This is a genomic window from Thermosynechococcus sp. FA-CM-4201, from assembly GCF_054689355.1.
The window spans coordinates 2,780,849-2,801,605 of sequence record NZ_CP079920.1 but is presented as its reverse complement, the minus strand read 5'-3'; the positions used below and the strand labels follow the sequence as shown (position 1 = coordinate 2,801,605).

Genomic DNA, 20,757 nt, shown 5'->3' with positions numbered 1-20,757 from the left:
GCAAACCTCGTCCGTAGGATGTGAGCAATGATAGGCAACACGACCAAGACGGCAATAGCCTTGCAGGGCTACCGCTGCCTCACGGGAAGTGATACGATTGTAGATCGCTCTAACGACTGACTAGGGCGTGCCCCTTGGGGCAGTGTTTTTTCTGATCAACCATCATAACTGCAACAGCCATGACGCAACGTACACTGGGCGGCACTGTCCGCAAACGTAAACGCACCTCTGGGTTCCGCGCGCGCATGCGTACCAAATCCGGTCAGAACGTGATTAAGGCACGGCGGCGTAAAGGACGGGCACGGCTAACCGTCTAGTGTTGCCTCGTCAACATCGCCTGCGCGATCGCCATGATTTTGACCGCGTCTATCAACACAAAACCGCCCACCATGGCAAACTGGCTGTTCTTTGGCTGGCGCCCCAAGCCGTCAAGGCAGCACCACGGCTGGGCATTGTGGTTAGTAAGAAGGTCAGTAAGCGAGCCGTCGATCGCAACCGTTTGAAGCGGCAATGGCGACGGGTGATCCGCCCACTCTTACCGCAGATAGCCGCAGGGTGGGATATGATTGTGGTAGTGCGTCAGGCGGCACTGCAAGTGAGTGACGAGGACTGTCGCGCTGAATTGACGCAGTTAATGGCCAAAGCAGGGGTACTGACGATGCCGGGAATTTCCGAAGACGTTTTCTACGAAGGCGGTCCCCATTGGGGTGACTTGGTGATCAACTTGCTGTTGGGGCTAACGGTGATTTGTCTGCCCCTTACGGTCGGTGCCATTGTCCGTGCCCTCTGGCTGCGCTACCGCATTACAAATCGGCGAATTACGGTGATAGGCGGCTGGATGGGGCGCGATCGCTCCGATGTCATTTATAGCGAAATTACCAAAGTCGTCACCGTTCCTCGCGGTTGGGGCGCCTACGGCGATATGGTCGTCACCCTCAAAGATGGTAGCCGCTTAGAAATGCGCGCTGTCCCCCGCTTCCGTGAAATTTACGACTACATTTCTGCCAAATTGAGTCCCGCTGCCAAAAGTGTCAGTGGCGCGATTGGTTCTTAAGACCTAAGATAGTTCTGTTAACTGTTCACCCCTAATTGCAGGATTCCATGGATTTTGGTATCGGTTTCCTCTCCAACAATGTCATGCTGCCAATCCTTGACTTTTTCTATGGGATTGTGCCCAGCTATGGCCTTGCGATCGTGGCGCTGACACTGGTGGTGCGCTTTGCCGTCTATCCCCTCAGTGCGGGATCCATTCGCAATATGCGGCGCATGAAAGTTGTGCAGCCGATCATGCAAAAACGGATGCAGGAAATCCAACAGAAATACAAGGACAATCCTGCCGAACAGCAAAAGGCAATGGCAGAGGTGTATAAGGAGTTTGGCAATCCCTTGGCGGGGTGTTTCCCCCTGCTATTGCAGTTGCCGATTCTCTTTGCCCTCTTTGCCACGCTGCGCGGATCGCCCTTTGCTGATGTGAATTACCAGCTCAACCTGCAAATTGTCCCCCCCGATCAAACTGTCTTAGCCCAGCCCTTTGCCACTAAGCCACAAAATATCTACGTTGACGAGGGCATCCACTTCCCCATTCAGGCGGTGGTTCCCAGCGGTACCAAGATTCCCGTGGGTCAAACGGTGGATCTCCAGTTCCAAACCAAGGAGGGGAAACCCTTTAGTGAACTAGCCGCCGCCTATCCCAATAGTCACCTGCAACCCAAGTGGCAAATTATTCGCGGTCAAGAGCGCGCCACCATTGACAGTGAAGGGCATCTGCAAGCCCTACAACCCGGCGATGTCACCGTGCAGGGAACGATTCCGGGGATTGCGGCGGATAAAGGTTTTCTCTTTATTTCTGCCCTTGGCCATGTGGGTGTCATTGATCAAGGGGAACTGTTTATCACGCTGCCCGATGGTACCCGCCAGTTTAATTGGGGCGCGATCCACTGGGATATCTTGATCATGATCCTTGGCTTTGGCGTCAGTCTCTACGTCAACCAGTTGCTCTCTGGCCAAGGCAGCAGCAATAACCCGCAGCAGCAAACGGTGAATCAATTGACGCCGATTATCTTCTCTGGGATGTTCCTCTTTTTCCCACTGCCGGCAGGGGTGCTGCTCTATATGCTCATCGCCAACATCTTCCAGACGGTGCAGACCTTTATCCTGCAACAGGAGCCGCTGCCAGAGAACCTGCAAAAACTGGTGGAGGAGCAGGAACGGGCTGAAGCGATTAAAAATCGGGCGGCTCTTCCCTTTGAGGGCAAGGGGGCTAAAAGTGCCAAGGCTACTAAAGCCAAGCGTAATCCATCAAGTTGAGGGGAGGCATGACCGCTGATCCAATTGCTGCGGGGTGTGCGTGGCTGGAACAGGCGCTTGCTTTAGCAGGCTTTAAGACAACCGTTTCTCTGGTGGAGTCGCCGTTGGCCGGTGTGGTGCCGGGGCACTGGCTAGAAATTGATCGCCAGTCGCTGAGTGCTGCCCAAATTGAATCCCTGCTGGCCAACAATGCCCAAGCCCTAGATGCGCTGCAATATCTGCTCAATGCGACGTTGAATTTGGGGCGATCGCGGGAGGAGCAAACGGCTTTTACCTTGGAATTGGCGGGCTATCGCCGTGCCCGTTATCGCCAATTGCAGGAGATTGCCCATCAGGTGGCGACCCAAGTCCTCGACACCGGTAAACCCGTTGAAATTCGCTCCCTATCCGCAGCAGAGCGGCGTGTTGTTCACAGTCTCATCAAGGTAGAAAGCGATCGCCTTGAAACCTTTAGCCACGGCGAGGAACCCGATCGCCGCTTGGTGGTGCAGTTAGCCCAAGGGACTGAGGCCGAGGTGGCGGCTGATGCGCTGGAGCAGGTATAGACCTAAAATCGAGTTGCCACTGCGATCGAGGGGTGGACTATAGCAGGCGATCGCCCCCTGTCGCGGCACAATGGCCAAAATCACACCACTCACACCCGATTTCACGGGCAAGCCAATCTCTAGGGCATAGCGGGGCGAGTCTTCGTAGAGGCCACAGGTGAGCATGAGCACATTCACCTGCTGACGATGGCGATCGCTGACTTTGGCATGGGGCAGAGCCAAGAGGAGACCCAAGCGCGCCACTTCCTCAATCGTTCCTTGGAAACAGCACACCTGATTGTAGATCTCAAGGGCAACCCCGGCATCGGCAATGCGTCCAGACTCGACTAAAAAGTGGGCAAGGGTGCGATTTTGCCAGTTGGGATGGCGATAGACGGCTGCTAACACCTCTTGATCCACCCGCAACTGCGTACCTGCACATTCATTGAGCCAAGTTTGAAAGACTGCAACACCGCCAACATGAGCCAACTGGCTCGCAAGGGCGATCGCCCCACTATTAATCATGGGATTGCGCGGCCACCCCTGATCGAGGGTTAACTGCAAGACAGAGTTATAGGGGTAATCTGAGGGTCGCTGTCCCACCCACGTCCACACCTGCTCCTGCCACAGCGTCAAGGCATAGAGCAGTAAGAAGGGCTTAATCGCACTCATCAAGGGAAAGCGCAAACTGGAACGCCCAAGGGTAAACTGTTGCGCCGGTGTGACCACTGCAAAGGCAAAGGCCTCAGACCCTACCCTCGGTAGCCGCTGAAGCGATTCCCCCTTGGAAATTTCTGTTGCCGCCGCCTCAAGCCACTCTTGGATGAGGGCAGGGTGAAGTTGCCCCAACATGCCTGCGCCTAGGCGTTGGCATCAAGGGAGAGTTGCTCGCTACTAGTCACCCGTCGCCGTCGCCGCCGACCTGCGGGCACAGAGGCCTCTGGGGTGGATGCTTCCCCGCTGGATTCCGTCTCAGTCGTGACTTCTGGCTCACTGCTATTGAGCAGCGCAGTGGCAGGAATCGGCTCGACATTAATCGTGTTGACCACAGGGGAGGGCGGCTCATCAGCAGTCTCTGGGACATCCTCAGGCAATCCCTCACTGACGGGTCGTGCAGTTTTCTGGGGCAGGGGTAGGGGGTCTTGGCCGGGGCGTGCCACCATCACAATGGTTCCGCGAGGATTCTTCACCTCCTCAGAGTGCAGCACAAGGGGTGAAATTCCCATTTCCGCATAGACCGCCTGCTCTTGATCCGTCATTGTTACGGTAATCACTTCCGCTGGTTCAGAGCGGCTAGGACGGGCAGGGCGGGGCGGACGGCTCTCCACTTTAACCACTGGCGGCGGCGCCGTTTCTGTAGGCGTGGTAATCACCTTGCGACCATTGCCATTTTCAGGGGCACGGCGAGGACTGCGCGGGGTTGGTGGATGACTACTGCGGGAAGCACGCGGACGAATACCCCCCACTGCTTGATAGTCAGGGTGGTTAATGAGTTGGGTCTCTAGGCTGCTACTGGCAAAGCCATTGGGTTCAGTGCGGGATTCTAAACTGCGGCGTGGCTCCGCTGGACGCGGCATGGGCGATCGCTCGACAATTTCGCCGGGGCTATCCTCTGGTTCACCGGGTAAATGCACCAAGTGACCCAAGCCACCACAGGCACTACAGGGACGACCAAAGAGTTCGTAAATATTTTGCCCTTGGCGTTTGCGGGTCAGTTCCACCAGCCCCAGTTCTGAGAGTTGCGCAATTTGGGGACGGGCTTTGTCAGCACGCAGGGCTTTACTAAAGTGCTCCAGCAGTTGCAACTGGTCGCGGCGGGAATCCATGTCAATAAAATCCACAATGATCACGCCAGCGATATTGCGCAGTCGCAGTTGGCGAGCAATCTCCGTAGCCGCTTCGCAGTTTGTCCACAGCACTGTTTCCCGGGAAGTGGCTGAACTAGTGAATGAACCGGAGTTCACATCAATGACCGTCAGTGCCTCTGTGGGTTGAATGATGATATAGCCACCGGAGGGCAAATCCACACGGGGTTTCAGGGCTTCACGGATGGCGGCATTCACCCGAAAGTAATCCAAAATGGGAATGGGTTCTTGGTGATAGTCAATGAGAACCCCCACTGGCTTATTGACATTCCAGTTTTTCAGGTGCTGTTTGACCCGTTTCACCCCATCGGGAGTATCCACCACAATGCGGTTGACATCACTGCTATAGACATCCCGCAACACTTTTTGGATAAAGTCATCATCGCGCCCCAGAAGCTGGGGAGGACGGCTGGAGGCCGCTTGCTGTTGGATCGTTTCCCACTGCCGTTGCAGGAGTTCTAGATCCTCAAGAATCGCCTCTTCGGAGACACCCTCGGCCTCTGTGCGCACCAGTAGCCCCATGCCAGCGGGTTTGACCAAAATGCCCAAGGCACGTAGCCGATGCCGTTCCGCTTCATTGGTAATCCGTCGCGATAGATTCACTCCCCGACCATAGGGCATCAGTACGAGATAGCGTCCGGGCAATGAAATATTGCCGGTCAGCCGTGGCCCCTTGGTGCCCGTGGGTTCCTTCATCACTTGAACCAGCACTTTTTGCTGCGGTGCGAGCAATTCCGTGATTGCCCCAGCCGTTCGCTTCAGGCGCAATGGGCCAAGGTCAGTGACATGGATAAAGCCATTACGGGAGGCATCCCCCAAGTTGACAAAGGCAGCATCAATGCCCGGCAGGACATTTTCAACCACACCAAGGTAGATGTCCCCCACCTGATGGGTTCCCGTGGCCACAATCAATTCTTGAATTTGATCTTCGGCAAAGACCGCCGCTAGCCGATGTTCCTCGGCAATAATAATTTGCTTAGGCATTCATTATCCTTAAATTTCTTAACAAAATAAACGTCAGCATGAATGGGCTAAAGGCATCTAGCACAGTGTTTAGCCACTCTTGCCCCTGTAAGGGACGTGTGCAAGTTTGGCTTTAAGATGGTTGGGAAAAGGGTTCCTGTAGAGGTGGGTTGGCATTGGAACGCGGAACGCAACTGTGGTGATACCTAAAAAGCTCTGCACGACTTGCAGAAGGAAAAGATGTCACCCCATGCCAGCCTTGATGAAAGTCTATGCTTAACCTTTGGTCTCTTAGGCTATCGAGGTTAAGCAAAAGGGATTTTTCTACAGTACCTCTAATGGTCTCTGATTATAGGTATCTCTGTCAAGATTGGCTAGGGGATTTTGCAAAAATTTTCACTGTCGCTGCCGCTAGCCTCTTGAGCACGAGCATAGTGTGCCACTTTGCAAACCTGATAGGACACTTTGGCGATCGCCCACAAAGCTGCTACAACTATAAGCATTGATTAAGCGTCTTGGCTAGAAAATTAGCCACATTGAGGAGAATTGCCCATGGGAGTCCACATCAAGCAGGCAGTGGAAGTTGCAACCTATATCATCTCACAACGCCTACAGGGCAAAAAGCGCTTTCCCCTCACCTTGATGCTTGAGCCTCTCTTTCGCTGTAATCTAGCCTGTTCGGGCTGCGGTAAAATTCAGCATCCCCTTGAAGTCTTGCGCAAGTATCTCACCCCAGAGGAGTGCTTCCGCGCCGTTGAGGAATGTGGTGCGCCGATTGTCGCTATTCCCGGTGGCGAACCCCTGCTGCACCCGCAAATTGATGAAATTGTCAGCGGCTTGGTGGCACGGCGGAAGTTTGTTTATCTGTGCACCAACGGAATTCTTCTAGAGGAAAACCTCCACAAGTTCAAGCCCTCCCCCTACTTTAGCTTCAGCGTTCACCTCGATGGTTTGCGGGAGTGGCACGACAAATGTGTGGATCGTAAAGGGGTCTTTGACACGGCTGTAAAAGCCATTAAAGCCGCCAAAGCCAAGGGCTTCCGTGTCACCACCAATACGACGATTTTTGAAGGGGTGGATCCCAAGGAAATGCAGGAATTCTTTGATTTTGTGAGTTCCCTAGGGGTGGATGGCATGATGATCTCGCCGGGCTACGCCTATGAGTGGGCACCGGATCAGGAGCACTTCCTCAAGCGGGAGCAAACCCGTGCCCTCTTCCGTGAAATCCTCGCCCCCTACCGTGCGGGTCAGAAGAAGTGGAACTTTAACCACAATCCCCTGTTCCTTGATTTCCTTGTGGGTGAAAAGGACTATGAGTGTACCCCTTGGGGCATGCCCAGCTATAGTGTCTTGGGTTGGCAAAAACCCTGCTATCTCCTCAATGAGGGGCATTACAAGACTTGGAAGGAACTGATTGAAAATACCGATTGGGAGAAGTATGGCCACAAAAGTGGCAATCCCAAGTGCCGTGACTGCATGGTGCACTGTGGTTATGAGGCCACCGCTGCCATGGATGCCTTTAATCCAGCCAATATGGTCAAGGCGGCGGGCAGTCTCTTCTAACGGGGGCGCATGAGTTGCCAACGTTGCTCTGCGGTTTCTGCTGCGGCTTGCGGGGTTGATTTGCCAAGGAGAACGCTTTCGATCGCTCGCCCAAGGGTTTGGGAAAAGCGGGCATAACCACGGAAGTTGGGACGCGCCTGAGCAGCGGCCATCTGATCGAGAAAAACACGAAGCGCGGGTTGCTGTGCCACAAAGGCTTGATAGCGATCGTTGGTACGCACCCGTTCATTCACGGGCAAATACCCTGTGCCCAAAGCCCACTCCGTCTGAAATTCTTCACTGAGAACGTAGTCCAAAAAGACTAGAGCGGCCTCTTCCCGTTGCGGCGTTGAGCGAAAGACAAAGAGATTTTCGCCCCCTAGGGCAGTTGCGGCGGTCTTGAGGGCGGGCATGGGTAGGACGCCAAAATCCACCCCTGACTGTTGGAGTTGCGCCAATGTCCAAGGCCCTGTTATCTGCATCGCCACTTCACCACGGATAAATTGATCCAGTTCATAGCCACGTTCCGGGGCAGAGAGTGTCGCTAAGCCCTCTTGTCGCAGGCGTTGCCAAAAGTCAAGGGCCGCGATCGCCGGCGGTGTGTCAATGTGGGCGGTTTCTGGTGTGTCTCCGAGACTGCCACCGGCACTCCAAAAGAAGGGCAACCATGTGAAAACAGCAAATTCCCCTTGACCAAGGGCAAGGAGCAGTGGGGTGATGCCCTGTGCCTTTAGGGTTTGGCTGACCTGCTCTAATTCCTGCCATGTGCTGGGCAGTGTTTTCACGCCAGCGGCAGCCAATAAACTAGGACGATAAAAAATTCCAAGGTTGTTGGTGGCAAAGGGAATTGACCAGTAATGGTCGCCGTAGCGCATTGTTGGTATCAGAGCAGGACTGACTTGGTCGCGGTAGGGGGACGCTTGCCACCAGTCATCGAGGGGACGCAGGGCACCCAGATCAACAAACTGCCCCGTGATCGTAGGGTTATACCAGAGCAGATCCGGTGCGGCATTGCCCACCACTGCGGCCAGAATTTTCGGCAATTGCTGGTCGGGTTGGCCAACGTAGAGGGCTTGGACGTGAATCTGGGGATGGCGGGCGTTGAAGCGATCCACAAGCCGCTGGAGTACCACACGGTTGGGGGGTGGGTTGACCCCATGCCAGAAAATCAGTTCAATGGGCTTCGCGGATTGGGTTGCCGTTGTACAGCCAATGAGCAGTAGGGCTAAGAAACCCAGCAGCAGCGCGAACCAGCCGCGTCTATTGCAGACGATCAATCGTGCGGTATTGAATGGCTTCGGCCACATGGGCAGCGGCAATCGTTTCACAGTCGGCCAGATCAGCAATGGTACGGGCTACTTTTAGGATACGGTCTGTGGCTCGCGCCGAGAGTCCCAGTTGGGCGATCGCCCTTTCGAGGAGATTAGTCGAAGCCTCATCCAAGCGACACCACTGGCGCAGATGGCGGCTTTGCATTTGGGCGTTACAGTGGAGAGTGGGTTCTTGGGCAAACCGCTGTTGCGATCGCGATCGCGCCGCCAAGACCCGCTGCCGTACCGTGGCTGAATCTTCCCCTAGGGTTTGGCGGGTCATTTCCTCGGGCTTGAGGCGGCTGACACTCACTTGCAAATCAATGCGATCCAGCAGGGGGCCAGAGAGCTTTGCCCAATACTGTTCTCGCTGGCGCGGCGAGCAGGTACAGGGTTGCACTGGATCGCCATAGTAGCCACAGGGGCAGGGATTGGTGCTGGCCACGAGGGTAAATTGCGCTGGGAAGACCACGGATTGGCGGGTGCGGGCAATGGTGACTTGGCCGTCCTCAAGGGGCTGCCGCAAAAACTCCAAGACATCCCGCTTGAATTCCGTCAATTCATCGAGAAAGAGCACCCCGCGATGGGCAAGGGAGATTTCCCCCGGACGCGGATAACTGCCGCCCCCCACAAGGGCAGGGCCAGAGGCAGAGTGGTGAGGACTCCGAAAGGGGGGTTCTTGGAGTAATTGACCGCGTTCTTTGAGCAAGCCGGCAACGGAGTGAATTTTGGTGACTTCAAGGGCTTCTTCAAAGGTCAAGGGCGGCAGGATTGTTGGTAACCGCCGCGCCAACATTGTTTTGCCACTGCCGGGTGGCCCGACAAAGATGAGATTGTGCCCGCCCGCTGCCGCAATTTCGAGGGCACGCCGCGCTTGATACTGCCCCTTAACGTCCTTGAGGTCGAGGCTAAAGTGGGGAGAGGGTGGAGCAGGGCAACTCAGGGAATTGGCTGCGGGCGATCGCGAGCTGGGGTCATTCAAAAAGGCCGCGACTTCAGCAAGGGTGTGACAACCATAGACCTTTAGCCCCCGCACAACCGCTGCTTCCGTGACATTGGCCATGGGCACCACGAGGCCGGTCATTCCTTGGGCTTGCGCCGCAACGGCGATCGCCAGTACCCCTGCCACCGGTTGCAAGGTGCCATCGAGGGACACTTCGCCGAGAAAAAGATGATCGCCGAGTAAATCCGTTGCAACCTGTCCTGAGGCGGCTAGGATGCCAATGCTAATGGGGAGATCAAAGCTAGGGCCTTCCTTACGCAAATCGGCGGGGGTGAGATTGACCACAATGCGCCGCATCGGGAAGCTAAAACCGGCATTGCGAATCGCCGCCTTAACGCGCTCCCGTGCCTCTTGCACACCCGCATCGGGCAGCCCCACCACGACAATCCCCGGTAAGCCGCCGGCAACATCCACTTCGACGCCGACGGGAATCGCGTCAATTCCTAAAACGGCAGCACTCCAAACCCGTGCCAGCATAGGCTCAAAATCAGAAAGAGCACCGACGACTGGCCGTGTTTCGTCTCGGTGCCCTTAACTGGTTCGCTCCTCACACACTTAATGACCTTAGCAGATGTATCGCTAATTTGTCACCATTGCATAGGATTTTTCATGAAGTTTGTTTGCAAAACTCCAATTTCTGTGTCCAGTCTTAGCGCAGACTCCCTAGGGTATGCCGCCAAGCCAACTCTTTGTTGATAATTTCGAGCGATCGCTGCTCGGTGCCACTGAAGAGGGGCGTAATGGTTTCGAGAATTTGCGCCAACAGCGGTGCTGCATAGTTCCCCGTTGAGCGTAACAAATGGGCATAGTAGCGAAACTGAGCTTGACCTTGGGCATTGCGATGAAAGGCCAACACCTCGGCGGTTGTCAACTGCCACACGGGTGTATTCACGGGCACCACAAGGGTGGGCATCCCCTGCTGACCATAGGTTCGATCTGCCGCAGTCACCAAATGACCAATCAGCGCAATCCACAGCAGTGTGCGGGTTTCACTGACTAAATCGGGACTGAGAAAGGTGTCGGCATTCGTGGTGAGGCGCGGGCTGATCTGATGGAACTGGGGATTCAACAGTTGAGAGTTGTAAATAACCCCGACCGCCCAGTGGCGCTGCTCATCTTCTAACTTGACAAAACGACCAAAGCCATAGTCTTCTGGGGCGGGTGGGTGGGGCACATCCAAGCGATCCACCAGTTGCGCCACATAATCGCAGTGGGAGTTGGACTTGACGATGTGTCCGAGGTAAATGGCCTGCTCACTCATGGCTTGCGGCTAAGACGTGCTGTTGAATCTCAATGAGTTCTTGAATGCCTTGGCTGGCGACATCGAGAAGGCGATCGAGGGTGGGCCGATCAAAGGAACCCATCTCTGCTGTGCCTTGAACTTCAATGAATTGACCATTGGCCGTCATCACGACATTGAAGTCCACACTGGCCACCACATCCTCAGCGTAGCTCAAATCCAAATAGGGTTCGCCATCAATCAGGCCCACGGAGACTGCTGCCACCTGATGACATAGGGGAGATTCGCTGAGTACCCCTTGCTGAAGTAAAGCACTAAGGGCATCGACAAGGGCAATGTAGCCCCCTGTAATCGCTAGCGATCGCGTGCCGGCATCGGCCTGGAGCACATCGGCATCCACAATCAGCGTGCGCTCCCCCAGTAGAGACAAATCTAAGGCAGAGCGTAAGCTGCGACCAATCAGGCGTTGGATTTCTTGGGTGCGTCCAGAGAGTTTGAGAAATTCTCGCTCTTGCCGTGGCCGCGTTGCACTGGGCAGCATGCGGTACTCTGCTGTCAGCCAGCCTTGGCCTGTGCCTTCTAAAAACTTGGGTACGCCGTCCTTGAGACTAACGGTGCACAGCACTTGGGTTTGTCCCGCTTGGGCAAGCACTGATCCTAAGGCAAATTGGGTGAAATGCCGCTGAAACTGGTGCGATCGCAATTCCTGTGGTTGACGGCCATCGGGTCGCTGCCACCCCATGCTTGATCCCCTCTCAATTACCTTCCCTATTAGAGCTTATTTTCTGGAGCCAGCGCGAGACCTTGCCATTGGGCGATCGCCCGAGGATTGGACATAATGTAGTTATTGCTACACGCTATACTCTTTTGCCAATGCTAAATAAAGATTAGCCCGTTGCCATAAAGAAGGAGTTTGACATTGAAAAAGGTAGAAGCCATTATTCGTCCCTTCAAGCTGGATGAAGTCAAGATCGCCCTTGTCAATGCGGGTATTGTCGGCATGACCGTCTCCGAAGTACGCGGCTTTGGGCGGCAAAAGGGGCAAACGGAACGGTACCGTGGTTCAGAATACACGGTGGAATTTTTACAAAAGTTAAAAGTTGAGATTGTGGTCGAAGACGATCAAGTGGACATGGTCGTGGCGAAAATTATTGAAGCTGCCCGCACCGGCGAAATTGGCGACGGTAAGATCTTCGTCACCCCTGTAGAGCAGGTCATTCGCATTCGCACCAGCGAAAAAGATCACGAGGCTGTCTAGGGGCGGATGCCGAAGATCTCTGGCCACACCCAGCTTCTGGGGGTGATTGGCGACCCGATTGCCCACACCCTCTCACCGGCAATGCACAATGCCGCGCTGGAGCATTTGGGGTTGAACTATGTCTATGTGCCCTTTGGGGTGAAGCCGCAGCAGTTGGGGGTGGCGATCGCGGGCCTCGAGGCCCTAAACGTCGTTGGCTTTAATGTCACCATTCCCCACAAAGAAACCATCCTTCCCTATTTGGCGGATGTCAGCGACCTCGCGCAGCAGGTGGGGGCAGTCAACACCGTCTATCGCAGTGAAAAGGGATGGGTGGGTACCAATACTGATGTGCATGGCTTCTTGGCACCACTGCGGCAACAATCCTACCTGTGGTCGGAGATTGCTGTTTTAGTCTTGGGCTATGGGGGTGCCGCGCGAGCCGTGGTCACTGCCTGTTATGACTTGGGCTGTCGGCAGATCTATATCAGTGGTCGCCAAGGGGAACGGCTAGAGGCCTTTGTTGCCAGTTGGCCCCAGATCACGCTCCATCCCCTCCCATGGTCAGAGCGGGCCACTTGTTTGGAGAACGTTAGCCTTGTCGTCAATACCACCCCCATTGGCATGAGTCCCCATACTGGCGCCACCCCCCTCACAGCCGAGGATTTGGCAAAATTGCCCACCACCGCCATTGTCTATGACCTCATCTACAAACCTCGCCCCACCCTTCTTTTGCAATTAGCGATGGCACGGGGACTGCAAACCTTCGACGGCCTTGCGATGCTTCTCCATCAGGGAGCCGCAGCCTTGGAATTTTGGATTGGCCAACCCGCCCCCACGGCCATCATGGCCACTGCCCTTGAAGCTGCCCTAGGGATGGAGAAATAACATGGCACCTTGGCTGTCAGAACTGACGTGGTTATCGGTGGTTGTGCTGGTGTCGCTGCTCATTTCCCTAGGGATTAAATTTGCGGCGCCCCTCTATCCCTTGCCGCCAACTTTCGGCGTCATTGCTTTACTGCTCCTTTTACCAGCAGCCTTGATGGCGATTGTTTTACTGACCCTCAACCAAAGCGATAGCCAAAACCCCGCACCGTAAGAATGTACTGGGGATGGCTAGGGTCGGTTTCAATTTTCTCCCGCAGCCAGCGGATGTGGACATCAACAGTTTTGCTATCGCCAATAAAGTCATGCCCCCACACCTGATCCAGTAACTGCTCCCGTGGCCAAACGCGGCGGGGGTGGCGCATAAATAGCTCAAGCAGTTTGTATTCTTTGGGGGAGAGATTGATTTCCTCGCCCCGCAGGGTTACGCGGCATTCTTGGGGATAGAGGCAGAGATCGCGAAAGCGCAGAACCGTTGGTACCGTGGCCTGTTGAATTTGCGTCCGCCGCAATAGGGCACGACAGCGCGCCAGCATCTCCCGCATGCCAAAGGGCTTAGCCAAGTAGTCATCGGCACCAATTTCAAGGCCAACCACGCGATCAATTTCACTACCTTTGGCACTGATCATGAGAATCGGAACCGTGCAGCCTTCACGGCGAATTAAGCGGCATAGGTCTAAGCCATTGATGCCCGGGAGCATGACATCTAGGATGATCAAATGCACCTCTGCATTTTCAGGATTAGGATCCATCAAGAGATAGGTATTAATGAGATTGAGGGCCTCATAGCCATCGCTGGCCACAAGGGTATGGTAGCCTTCCTCCTGTAAAGCAAGGACAAGGGTTTCCCGAATCAGGTCTTCATCTTCAACCACTAAGATGTTGGCAAGGGCAGGTGGTGTGGCAAAAGGAGCCTTTGCGGGTTCGGCAACGGTATCAATAGAAAGCATAAAAAACCTGCGTAGTGCCCTGTTGGCTTAATTCTATCACTGCCGTTCCTTGCCCCTATTGGTTCTTGAAGTTCATCGGGCCTGTGTATTGGCTGAGTTGACTGAGTTCGCTTAGCGATCGCGTGCCGGAGTAAAGCTGATCGTTAATTTCCCATGTCGGATAGCCCTGAATTCCCTTGGCACGGCAGCGTTCCACTTGAGGATTGGCACCATTGGGGTCACATTCAACATAGTTGAGTTCCCGTACTGCCTGCTTACCAAAGAGTTCCTTTTGATCGTGGCAGTGGCTACACCAATAGGCACCATACATGACTGCTCCCACTTGGGTGAGATGGCGAGCGAGGGCAATTTCCGCCGGACCTGAGGTATTGACGATGGGGATGCCGGGGCCATCAGGGTTGGCCATGCGGGTGTTGTAGATGCCAAATACCCCCACCAGCGTAATCACAGCAACAATGACACCATTAAAAAAGAGTTGGCCGCGATCGCTCCATTCACGACCCATAATCGTCAAGATCAAAAATGTAAAGCTAAAGACGGCTGAGGCAATGCAATAGGGACACGTGGCCTTAATCTCTGTTACCAAGATATACATGAGATAACTGCTGAAGCTGGCCATGGCCGTTGCGCCCAGAAAGAGCAAGAGCCAAGTGGTGTTTTCAGCATTGCGGCGGAGTTCTTTTTGCTGCGGCTGGTTCAACAATAGGGGCAGAGCCGCCAACGACAGCATCCCCGTGTAGGCGACAAACCCAATGAGGGAGAGGGGAATGCCAAACACGGTTGCCCAAGGACTATTGAGGACAATGTCACAGCCATCGGTGGGACAAGTAACCTCTTGGTTGGTCAGCTTGGCGATCGTCAGGTAGGCGGTCACCACCATGCCAGCGAGGGCAACCCCGCCAATCAACCACCGTGACCAACGATGAATCCAAGGGGTGGAGCGTCGTCGAACCATAGGTGAGCCTCCGCATTGAATCATTTTCAATCATACCCATTGCCAGACAGCACCGCTTGGGCATTGCGGCGCCATTGGGCGGGTTTAATTCGCCGTAGGGCAGAACCACGGGTGAGTTCATCCCATGCTTCATCGCTGAGGGTGGCCAATTCCTCTGGGGAAGTATTCAAGAGGGGCGATCGCGGGGCAAAGTCGGCCACATCCGTGGGTTGAGCAAAGCGTTGATTCCACGGGCACACCTCTTGGCAAATGTCACAGCCGGCAACCCAACCTTCTAAGTGAGCAGCAATGGCGGGGGGAATTTCCGGGGCACGGCTTTCGATTGTGTGGTAGGCAATGCAGCGGTTGGCATCCACCACATAGGGTTCAACAATGGCGCCGGTGGGACAGGCGGCCAAGCAACGGGTACAGGTGCCGCAGTGATTGGTGTGGGGGCGATCGCCCGTCAACTCCAAGGTGGTGATTAACTCTCCCAAAAGGATCCACGAGCCATACTGCCGCGAAATCACATTACTGTGCTTGCCAATCCAGCCAATTCCCGCTTGCTCGGCCCACATTTTGTCCTGCACCGGGCCTGTATCCACATACCAACGGTAGTCCATCTCAGGTACTTGAGCCTGAAGCCATTGCCCTAGGGCTTGCAGACGTTTTCCCAAAACTCGATGGTAATCCCGCCCCCAGGCATAGCGGGCAATTTTCACTTTGGGGGGTGGCTCTAGATCGGGCTGATAGTAATTGAGGGCAACGGAAATCACCGATCGCGCTGCCGGCAGGACGGCTTGAATCTCCTGTCGCCGAGGGTTGGCCATCCACGCCATCTCCCCTTGGAAGCCTTGGGCTAACCAGCGTTGTAGGGCAGCCACGCCAGAAGGATGATCATCATTATAGGTGCGCAAATCCACAATCCCCACCCGATGGAACCCCAACTGATGGGCAAAGGCCTTAATTGCAGCAGCAGTAAGCATAGAGAAATAATATCTCGCTCCTGTGAAAAGGGCTGTAGGATGAGGTTGCACCGTTTGCTGAGGGAGTAAGAAAGAGGGATGTCAGAGATGCCGCTGGTTGCCATTGTCATGGGCAGTGATTCCGATTTGCCAACTATGCAGGGGGCGATCGCCATCTGTGAACGCTTTGGCATTCCCCATGAAGTGGCTATCCTCTCAGCTCACCGCACTCCCCTTGCCATGGTGGAGTTTGCCCAAAATGCCCATCAGCGGGGTCTGAAAGTCATTATTGCGGGTGCCGGCGGCGCTGCTCACTTGCCCGGCATGATTGCTTCCTTAACCCCCCTACCCGTGATTGGCGTACCCGTACCGAGCCGACACTTACAGGGGCTGGACTCCCTTTACTCCATTGTGCAGATGCCGGCTGGGATTCCCGTGGCGACGGTTGCCATTGGCAATGCCCAAAATGCAGGTCTATTGGCCGTCCAACTGTTGGCCAGTCATGATCCAAAGCTGCTGGAGCAAGTGATTGCCTATCGTCAAGAGTTGGCCGCGACGGTGACCGCCAAGAATGAAAAACTGCAAACGCTGGGGGCTAGCGCTTATCTGCAACAGCAGTGATTCCTCACTGAAGGTCTTATTGAATTAGAATAGACGTACTCGAATCCACTGTGCTGCTCTCGCGATCGCCTGCTGCCATGAACGCTTTTGCACCTAGCTTGCCGACTGATATTGAATTACCCGATTGGTTAGCGACGTGCCTGCGAAATCCAGATCCTGAGAATGGGGATGATTTGGTCTGTCGAGCGTTTCAATTTGCCTACGACCTACACCAAGGACAGCGGCGCGCGTCTGGGGAACCCTACATTGCCCATCCTGTGGCCGTGGCGAGCATTCTGCGGGATTTAGGCGGTGGGCCTGCTCTTTTGGCGGCGGGATTTCTCCACGATGTTATTGAGGATACCGCTGTTACAGCAGAGGAGCTAGAAGCCAATTTTGGTGCTGAGGTGCGGCGACTGGTGGAGGGGGTCACCAAGCTCTCGAAGTTTAACTTCTCCAGTAAGACGGAGCGGCAAGCGGAAAGTTTCCGGCGGATGTTTTTGGCGATGGCGCAGGATATTCGGGTCATCGTTGTCAAGCTGGCCGATCGCCTGCACAATATGCGCACCCTTGAGTATCTGCCGGAAGATCGCCGCCGGGCCATTGCTCAAGAAACCCGTGATGTCTTTGCCCCCTTGGCCAACCGCTTAGGGATTTGGCGGATCAAGTGGGAGCTGGAGGATTTGGCCTTTAAGTATTTAGAGCCAGAGGCCTACCGTCGCATTCAGGAACTCGTGGCCGAAAAACGCGCCAATCGCGAGGCACAACTCCAGCAGGCAATTCAAATTCTTCAGGAGCGGTTATCGGGAATGGGCTTTGGCTACTTGGAAATTAGTGGCCGTCCCAAGCACCTCTACAGCATCTACCAAAAAATGATGCGGCAGCAAAAAGAATTCCATGAAATCTATGATGTGGCGGGCATTCGCATTCTGGTGGCCACAAAGGATGAATGCTATCGTGCCCTTGCCGTCGTCCATGACTGTTTTCTTTCGGTGCCGGGGCGGTTCAAGGACTATATTAGCCTGCCCAAACCCAACCAGTATCAATCGCTGCACACGGTCGTCATTGGTCTTGGGGGGCGCCCCTTGGAGGTGCAAATTCGCACATTGGCCATGCACCATGTCTCTGAGTATGGGATTGCCGCCCACTGGAAGTACAAAGAAACCGGTCATTCCTTGCCACAACAGTGGAGTGCCCGCGATCAAAAATTCACTTGGCTACGGCAACTGCTGGATTGGCAAAATGACCTCAAGGATGCCCAAGAGTATCTCGACAGCATTCGCGATGATCTCTTTGATAAGGAGGTCTATGTCTTTACGCCCCAAGGGGATGTCCTTGCCCTGCAACAGGGGGCGACGCCCCTCGACTTTGCCTACCATATTCACACCGATGTCGGGAATCACTGTGCCGGGGCACGGGTGAATGGGCGGATGGTACCCTTGGATACGCCACTGCGCAATGGTGACATTGTTGAGATTATTACCCAAAAAACCGCCCACCCCAGTTTGGACTGGTTGAACTTTGTTAAAACCACAACGGCACGCAACCGCATTCGGCAGTGGTACAAGCGATCGCGCCGCGATGAAAACCTGCAACGGGGACGGGAATTACTGGAGAAAGAACTGGGCAAAGCCGGTTTGGAAACGCTTCTTAAGTCACCACAAATGCAGCAGGTGGCCGAGCGCAGCAACTACCAGAGTGTCGATGATCTCGTCGCCGCCTTGGGCTATGGCGAAATTACGTTGAATCTCGTGGTGAATCGGCTGCGGGCAATTACCCTAGCGCGTCCCGAGACAACCACACCGGAATTGCCGTCGGAATCTGCCCCTGTCAACCGTGTACCCGCCACCACCAAACCCAGTGATTCTCCAATTCTGGGGGTGGAGGGCTTGGTTTATCACATTGCTGGCTGCTGTTGTCCTGTGCCCGATGAACCGATTATTGGTGTGGTGACGCTGGGGAGTCGGGGTATTTCCATTCATCGTCAGGGCTGTAGCAACCTAGAGTCGGTGTCGAGCGATCGCCTGATTCCCGTGAGTTGGAATACGAAGGTCAATCAACGCCGTCCCCAAACCTACCCGGTGGATGTGCAAATTGAGGTGATTGATCGCGTCGGTATTCTTAAGGATATTTTGACCCGTTTAACCGATAATCAAATTAATGTGCGGCGAGCCAATGTCCACACGGATCCGGGACGCACGGCGATTATTGATTTGTGTATTGATATTGTGAATGCAAAGCAGTTGGATCATATCTTAGCGCAAATTAGAAAAATTACCGATGTTCTCAACATTCGTCGCCGTCAGCAAACGGAAGTGAGTTCTCCCTAGGTCGGATCGTCCGCTCCCAGACTCCCAAGGACGATTTAAGGAAACGCATTTGTGACATCACTCCTTCTGGAACCCCTACAACAGTACCCAGCGGAAGCCCTTCCCCCGACATTGGTTGCCCTGCAAGAGACACAAAAAGTCTTGCCGCCGCCTCATCCTGTGTGGTTGATTTCCACCAGTGTCTGGCAACAGTTGCGCTCTGGTGTCATTCCACTGTGGCAAGCAGCCTGCGATCGCTGGCAGGAGGTGCCCCCCAATGCGGCGGATTTCAAGGCACTGGCGCTGGAGATGACCCATGAATTGCCCCCTTTGGATGTGGGGGAGTTAGAGACAATTTTTGCTGCTTGCCATCATTTTTGGCAACAACAGGGGAGAGAGAGTCATCTTGTTCTCACCACCTATCTTTGGCAAGAAGCGGTGGACTTACCTTGGGGGCTGGGTCGTGGAACCGTGTTACATCATCCCAGTTTACCCCTGTGTCATCAGGGGATCGAAGCTGCCTTTACGGCGCTTGTCCAAGCCAAGAATCTCTATACCTATTGGCAGCAGGGATGGGATTTTTGTCAGCTCAAAGCGGTGATTTTACTCTACCCCCTCAGTACCATTGTTGCGTCAGGCTGGTGGACAGGCAGTGATCCAACGTTGCAGGCGATCGCCAGCGGTGTGACGCTTCCCCATCACGGTATTCCTTTGCCCCCAAGGGGAATTGAGCTGACGCCCGCTGAGGAACAATACTTGCAGCAAGCCTGTCGCGGGGCGGCGTCCCATCTCTGGGTTTGGCATCGCAGTCAGACACAAATTTGGTGGGGACAGTGTTTAGCAGAACCTCTGCCGGTCGTTCCTGCACCGCAGCCGCTAGAGCGCACATTACTGGCTGAAGGGTTACCCGCTGCTCCTGGGCAGGCGATCGCCCCCGCCATTGTTGTAACCGACCCCTGTGCTCCCGCTGCTGTGGCCGGGCGGATTTTAGTCAGCAAAAGCATTCCCCCCCATTGGTTACCGCTTGTGAATGCTGCCGTTGGCGTGATTTGTGAGCAGGGGGGGCTAACCAGTCATGGGGCGATTCTAGCGCGGGAATTGGGACGGCCTGCCATTGTCGGTGTGGCGAATGCGACTCAGCAGATTAGTTCGGGAATGACGCTGTTTCTAGATGGTCATCGGGGGTCTATCTATCAACTGCCCCCAGAGCCATTGCCAGTGGTGGCGACCCCCTCTCCGCAAACGCCCGCACCCTCGGTGGTCAAGCGGTTGCCCTTGCAGGTCATGGTCAATGTCAGTCAAGTCAGTGCCCTGCGGTTATTGCGATCGCTCCCCTGTGATGGCATTGGCCTGTTGCGCTCAGAGTTGATGTTGTTGGCCTTTTTGGATCATCGCCATCCCTGTCATTGGTTGGAGCAGGGGGACGCTGAGCAGTTGCGCGATCGCTGGGTACAGCACCTGTGTGAATTTATGCGGGCGATCGCCCCCCGTCCCCTCTTTTATCGCACGTTGGATTTGCGGCCAGCGGATTATCGGCAACTTTTGGGGGGATCTCGCTTTGAACCGGCAACGGATTGGGGGCTGCGGGGTGTGAGTCGCTATCCCCAGTGTCCAGAACTATTTCACTTGGAACTGTCGGCGCTGGCGATCGCCCACCGTTTAGAAACCTGCCCCCTACGAATTGTTCTGCCCTTTGTGCGCAGTGTCAGTGAAGTGGCCTACTGTCAAAAAGCACTTGCCGAGCACGGCCTCACACCAAATGCGGGCGTAGAACTGTGGGTCATGGCGGAGGTGCCGGCCATTTTATTTTTACTGTCTGATCTAGCCAATCTTGGCATTGCTGGCATTACGATTGGCACCAATGATCTGACGCAACTGCTTTTGGGCATTGATCGTGAAACGGCTCTACCAGAGTTAAATGAAGATCATCCTGCCGTTAGGGGGGCGATCGCTCAACTGATTCAAGAAGCCAAAGCTCACCATTTAGGTTGTAGTCTTTGTGGCGAAGCCGCTACCCGCTATCCCCATTGGTTACCGTGGTTAATTGACTTGGGTCTTGACAGTATCTCCGTTAGCCCCGAAGTTGTCGCTCAGGTGTTCGATCAGCTTTAATTGTTAAGTTA

At 54.8% G+C, this 20,757-nt stretch carries 20 protein-coding genes and 1 pseudogene; 12 read left to right on the top strand and 9 right to left on the bottom strand.

Features of this window, described 5'->3' with window-relative positions; genetic code table 11:
- Positions 1-179: 179 nt before the first annotated feature.
- The 5 genes and pseudogenes from rpmH to KV190_RS13745 all read left to right on the top strand — a co-directional run bounded on the left by rpmH (position 180) and on the right by KV190_RS13745 (position 2,852).
- The gene (gene rpmH / locus KV190_RS13765) at positions 180-317 is read left to right on the top strand and encodes a 50S ribosomal protein L34 (RefSeq protein WP_011056450.1); all 138 of its coding nucleotides are present in this window, start codon (positions 180-182) and stop codon (positions 315-317) included.
- Positions 317-586 (top strand): annotated as a pseudogene (rnpA, locus tag KV190_RS13760) (ribonuclease P protein component); the annotation flags it as partial. The gene rpmH and the pseudogene rnpA, both read left to right, overlap by 1 nt.
- A 72-nt stretch (positions 587-658) precedes the next feature.
- On the top strand, positions 659-1,054 hold the full coding sequence (locus KV190_RS13755; protein ID WP_225901724.1) for a PH domain-containing protein: 396 nt from the start codon (positions 659-661) through the stop codon (positions 1,052-1,054).
- A 47-nt stretch (positions 1,055-1,101) separates the two neighbouring features.
- Positions 1,102-2,307, top strand: coding sequence for a membrane protein insertase YidC (yidC, locus tag KV190_RS13750; RefSeq protein WP_460193978.1), 1,206 nt, complete (start codon positions 1,102-1,104; stop codon positions 2,305-2,307).
- Positions 2,308-2,315: 8 nt separating this feature from the next.
- Complete coding sequence (locus tag KV190_RS13745; protein WP_460193977.1) at positions 2,316-2,852, top strand: Jag family protein; 537 nt, start codon at positions 2,316-2,318, stop codon at positions 2,850-2,852.
- Here KV190_RS13745 and KV190_RS13740 read toward each other — a convergent pair.
- Positions 2,799-3,683 carry a glutaminase gene (locus tag KV190_RS13740; protein ID WP_460193976.1) on the bottom strand — a complete coding sequence of 295 codons (885 nt, stop codon included), beginning with the start codon at positions 3,681-3,683 and terminating at the stop codon, positions 2,799-2,801. The genes KV190_RS13745 and KV190_RS13740 overlap by 54 nt on opposite strands.
- Positions 3,684-3,691: 8 nt before the next feature.
- Positions 3,692-5,680 (bottom strand): ribonuclease E, encoded by a 1,989-nt coding sequence (gene rne, locus KV190_RS13735; protein WP_460193975.1) that lies wholly within the window; start codon positions 5,678-5,680, stop codon positions 3,692-3,694.
- A 531-nt stretch (positions 5,681-6,211) separates the two neighbouring features.
- Between rne and hpnH the strand changes: the two genes are divergently transcribed.
- Positions 6,212-7,222, top strand: coding sequence for an adenosyl-hopene transferase HpnH (gene hpnH / locus KV190_RS13730; protein WP_460193973.1), 1,011 nt, complete (start codon positions 6,212-6,214; stop codon positions 7,220-7,222).
- On the opposite strand, the gene KV190_RS13725 is transcribed toward hpnH, so the two are convergent.
- The 4 genes from KV190_RS13725 to rph form a co-directional block, all read right to left on the bottom strand.
- Positions 7,219-8,508 carry an ABC transporter substrate-binding protein gene (locus KV190_RS13725; RefSeq protein ID WP_460193971.1) on the bottom strand — a complete coding sequence of 430 codons (1,290 nt, stop codon included), beginning with the start codon at positions 8,506-8,508 and terminating at the stop codon, positions 7,219-7,221. The two genes, hpnH and KV190_RS13725, sit on opposite strands and share 4 nt — an antisense overlap.
- Positions 8,462-9,991: a YifB family Mg chelatase-like AAA ATPase gene (locus KV190_RS13720; protein ID WP_460193970.1), complete on the bottom strand. Its 1,530-nt coding sequence runs from the start codon at positions 9,989-9,991 to the stop codon at positions 8,462-8,464. The genes KV190_RS13725 and KV190_RS13720 overlap by 47 nt, the downstream gene beginning before the upstream one ends.
- A gap of 172 nt (positions 9,992-10,163) precedes the next feature.
- On the bottom strand, positions 10,164-10,775 hold the full coding sequence (locus tag KV190_RS13715) for a hypothetical protein (RefSeq protein WP_460193968.1): 612 nt from the start codon (positions 10,773-10,775) through the stop codon (positions 10,164-10,166).
- A complete protein-coding gene (gene rph, locus KV190_RS13710) occupies positions 10,768-11,496 on the bottom strand; it encodes a ribonuclease PH (RefSeq protein ID WP_460193967.1) in 729 nt (242 codons plus the stop codon). Before rph ends, KV190_RS13715 begins: the two co-directional genes overlap by 8 nt.
- Positions 11,497-11,673: 177 nt before the next feature.
- On the opposite strand from rph, the gene KV190_RS13705 reads away from it, so the two are divergent.
- Genes KV190_RS13705 through KV190_RS13695 form a run of 3 tightly spaced genes read left to right on the top strand, consistent with a single transcriptional unit; the run spans position 11,674 to position 13,090 of the window.
- Positions 11,674-12,012: a P-II family nitrogen regulator gene (locus tag KV190_RS13705; RefSeq protein ID WP_250682482.1), complete on the top strand. Its 339-nt coding sequence runs from the start codon at positions 11,674-11,676 to the stop codon at positions 12,010-12,012.
- 6 nt (positions 12,013-12,018) lie between these two features.
- Positions 12,019-12,879, top strand: a complete 861-nt coding sequence (locus KV190_RS13700; RefSeq protein WP_460193965.1) for a shikimate dehydrogenase — start codon at positions 12,019-12,021, stop codon at positions 12,877-12,879.
- Between the two features lies 1 nt (position 12,880).
- Positions 12,881-13,090, top strand: coding sequence for a hypothetical protein (locus KV190_RS13695; protein WP_460193963.1), 210 nt, complete (start codon positions 12,881-12,883; stop codon positions 13,088-13,090).
- Here KV190_RS13695 and KV190_RS13690 read toward each other — a convergent pair.
- The 3 genes from KV190_RS13690 to queG are packed head-to-tail and all read right to left on the bottom strand — an operon-like array spanning position 13,056 to position 15,746.
- Entirely contained in the window at positions 13,056-13,826 is a 771-nt protein-coding gene (locus KV190_RS13690) for a winged helix-turn-helix domain-containing protein (RefSeq protein WP_460193962.1), read from the bottom strand. The genes KV190_RS13695 and KV190_RS13690 overlap by 35 nt on opposite strands.
- 55 nt (positions 13,827-13,881) lie before the next feature.
- Positions 13,882-14,781, bottom strand: a complete 900-nt coding sequence (locus KV190_RS13685; RefSeq protein WP_460193961.1) for a vitamin K epoxide reductase family protein — start codon at positions 14,779-14,781, stop codon at positions 13,882-13,884.
- Between the two features lie 26 nt (positions 14,782-14,807).
- Complete coding sequence (queG, locus tag KV190_RS13680) at positions 14,808-15,746, bottom strand: tRNA epoxyqueuosine(34) reductase QueG (protein ID WP_460193960.1); 939 nt, start codon at positions 15,744-15,746, stop codon at positions 14,808-14,810.
- A 78-nt stretch (positions 15,747-15,824) separates the two neighbouring features.
- Between queG and purE the strand changes: the two genes are divergently transcribed.
- The 3 genes from purE (at position 15,825) to KV190_RS13665 (ending at position 20,746) form a co-directional block, all read left to right on the top strand.
- Positions 15,825-16,346 (top strand): 5-(carboxyamino)imidazole ribonucleotide mutase, encoded by a 522-nt coding sequence (purE, locus tag KV190_RS13675; RefSeq protein ID WP_460193958.1) that lies wholly within the window; start codon positions 15,825-15,827, stop codon positions 16,344-16,346.
- Between the two features lie 77 nt (positions 16,347-16,423).
- Complete coding sequence (locus tag KV190_RS13670) at positions 16,424-18,655, top strand: RelA/SpoT family protein (protein ID WP_460193956.1); 2,232 nt, start codon at positions 16,424-16,426, stop codon at positions 18,653-18,655.
- Between the two features lie 51 nt (positions 18,656-18,706).
- A complete protein-coding gene (locus KV190_RS13665; protein ID WP_460193954.1) occupies positions 18,707-20,746 on the top strand; it encodes a putative PEP-binding protein in 2,040 nt (679 codons plus the stop codon).
- The last annotated feature ends 11 nt before the right edge of the window (positions 20,747-20,757 follow it).

What these genes read in the sequence shown, in the direction of transcription:
- KV190_RS13695 (WP_460193963.1), top strand. Translation starts at nt 12,881, where the DNA reads ATGGCACCTTGGCTGTCAGAACTGACGTGGTTATCGGTGGTTGTGCTG.
- queG (WP_460193960.1), bottom strand. Translation starts at nt 15,746, where the DNA reads ATGCTTACTGCTGCTGCAATTAAGGCCTTTGCCCATCAGTTGGGGTTC.
- KV190_RS13725 (WP_460193971.1), bottom strand. Translation starts at nt 8,508, where the DNA reads ATGTGGCCGAAGCCATTCAATACCGCACGATTGATCGTCTGCAATAGA.
- KV190_RS13685 (WP_460193961.1), bottom strand. Translation starts at nt 14,781, where the DNA reads ATGGTTCGACGACGCTCCACCCCTTGGATTCATCGTTGGTCACGGTGG.
- KV190_RS13690 (WP_460193962.1), bottom strand. Translation starts at nt 13,826, where the DNA reads ATGCTTTCTATTGATACCGTTGCCGAACCCGCAAAGGCTCCTTTTGCC.
- rpmH (WP_011056450.1), top strand. Translation starts at nt 180, where the DNA reads ATGACGCAACGTACACTGGGCGGCACTGTCCGCAAACGTAAACGCACC.
- rne (WP_460193975.1), bottom strand. Translation starts at nt 5,680, where the DNA reads ATGCCTAAGCAAATTATTATTGCCGAGGAACATCGGCTAGCGGCGGTC.
- rph (WP_460193967.1), bottom strand. Translation starts at nt 11,496, where the DNA reads ATGGGGTGGCAGCGACCCGATGGCCGTCAACCACAGGAATTGCGATCG.
- yidC (WP_460193978.1), top strand. Translation starts at nt 1,102, where the DNA reads ATGGATTTTGGTATCGGTTTCCTCTCCAACAATGTCATGCTGCCAATC.
- KV190_RS13720 (WP_460193970.1), bottom strand. Translation starts at nt 9,991, where the DNA reads ATGCTGGCACGGGTTTGGAGTGCTGCCGTTTTAGGAATTGACGCGATT.
- KV190_RS13755 (WP_225901724.1), top strand. Translation starts at nt 659, where the DNA reads ATGCCGGGAATTTCCGAAGACGTTTTCTACGAAGGCGGTCCCCATTGG.
- KV190_RS13670 (WP_460193956.1), top strand. Translation starts at nt 16,424, where the DNA reads ATGAACGCTTTTGCACCTAGCTTGCCGACTGATATTGAATTACCCGAT.
- KV190_RS13715 (WP_460193968.1), bottom strand. Translation starts at nt 10,775, where the DNA reads ATGAGTGAGCAGGCCATTTACCTCGGACACATCGTCAAGTCCAACTCC.
- purE (WP_460193958.1), top strand. Translation starts at nt 15,825, where the DNA reads ATGTCAGAGATGCCGCTGGTTGCCATTGTCATGGGCAGTGATTCCGAT.
- KV190_RS13700 (WP_460193965.1), top strand. Translation starts at nt 12,019, where the DNA reads ATGCCGAAGATCTCTGGCCACACCCAGCTTCTGGGGGTGATTGGCGAC.
- hpnH (WP_460193973.1), top strand. Translation starts at nt 6,212, where the DNA reads ATGGGAGTCCACATCAAGCAGGCAGTGGAAGTTGCAACCTATATCATC.
- KV190_RS13740 (WP_460193976.1), bottom strand. Translation starts at nt 3,683, where the DNA reads ATGTTGGGGCAACTTCACCCTGCCCTCATCCAAGAGTGGCTTGAGGCG.
- KV190_RS13745 (WP_460193977.1), top strand. Translation starts at nt 2,316, where the DNA reads ATGACCGCTGATCCAATTGCTGCGGGGTGTGCGTGGCTGGAACAGGCG.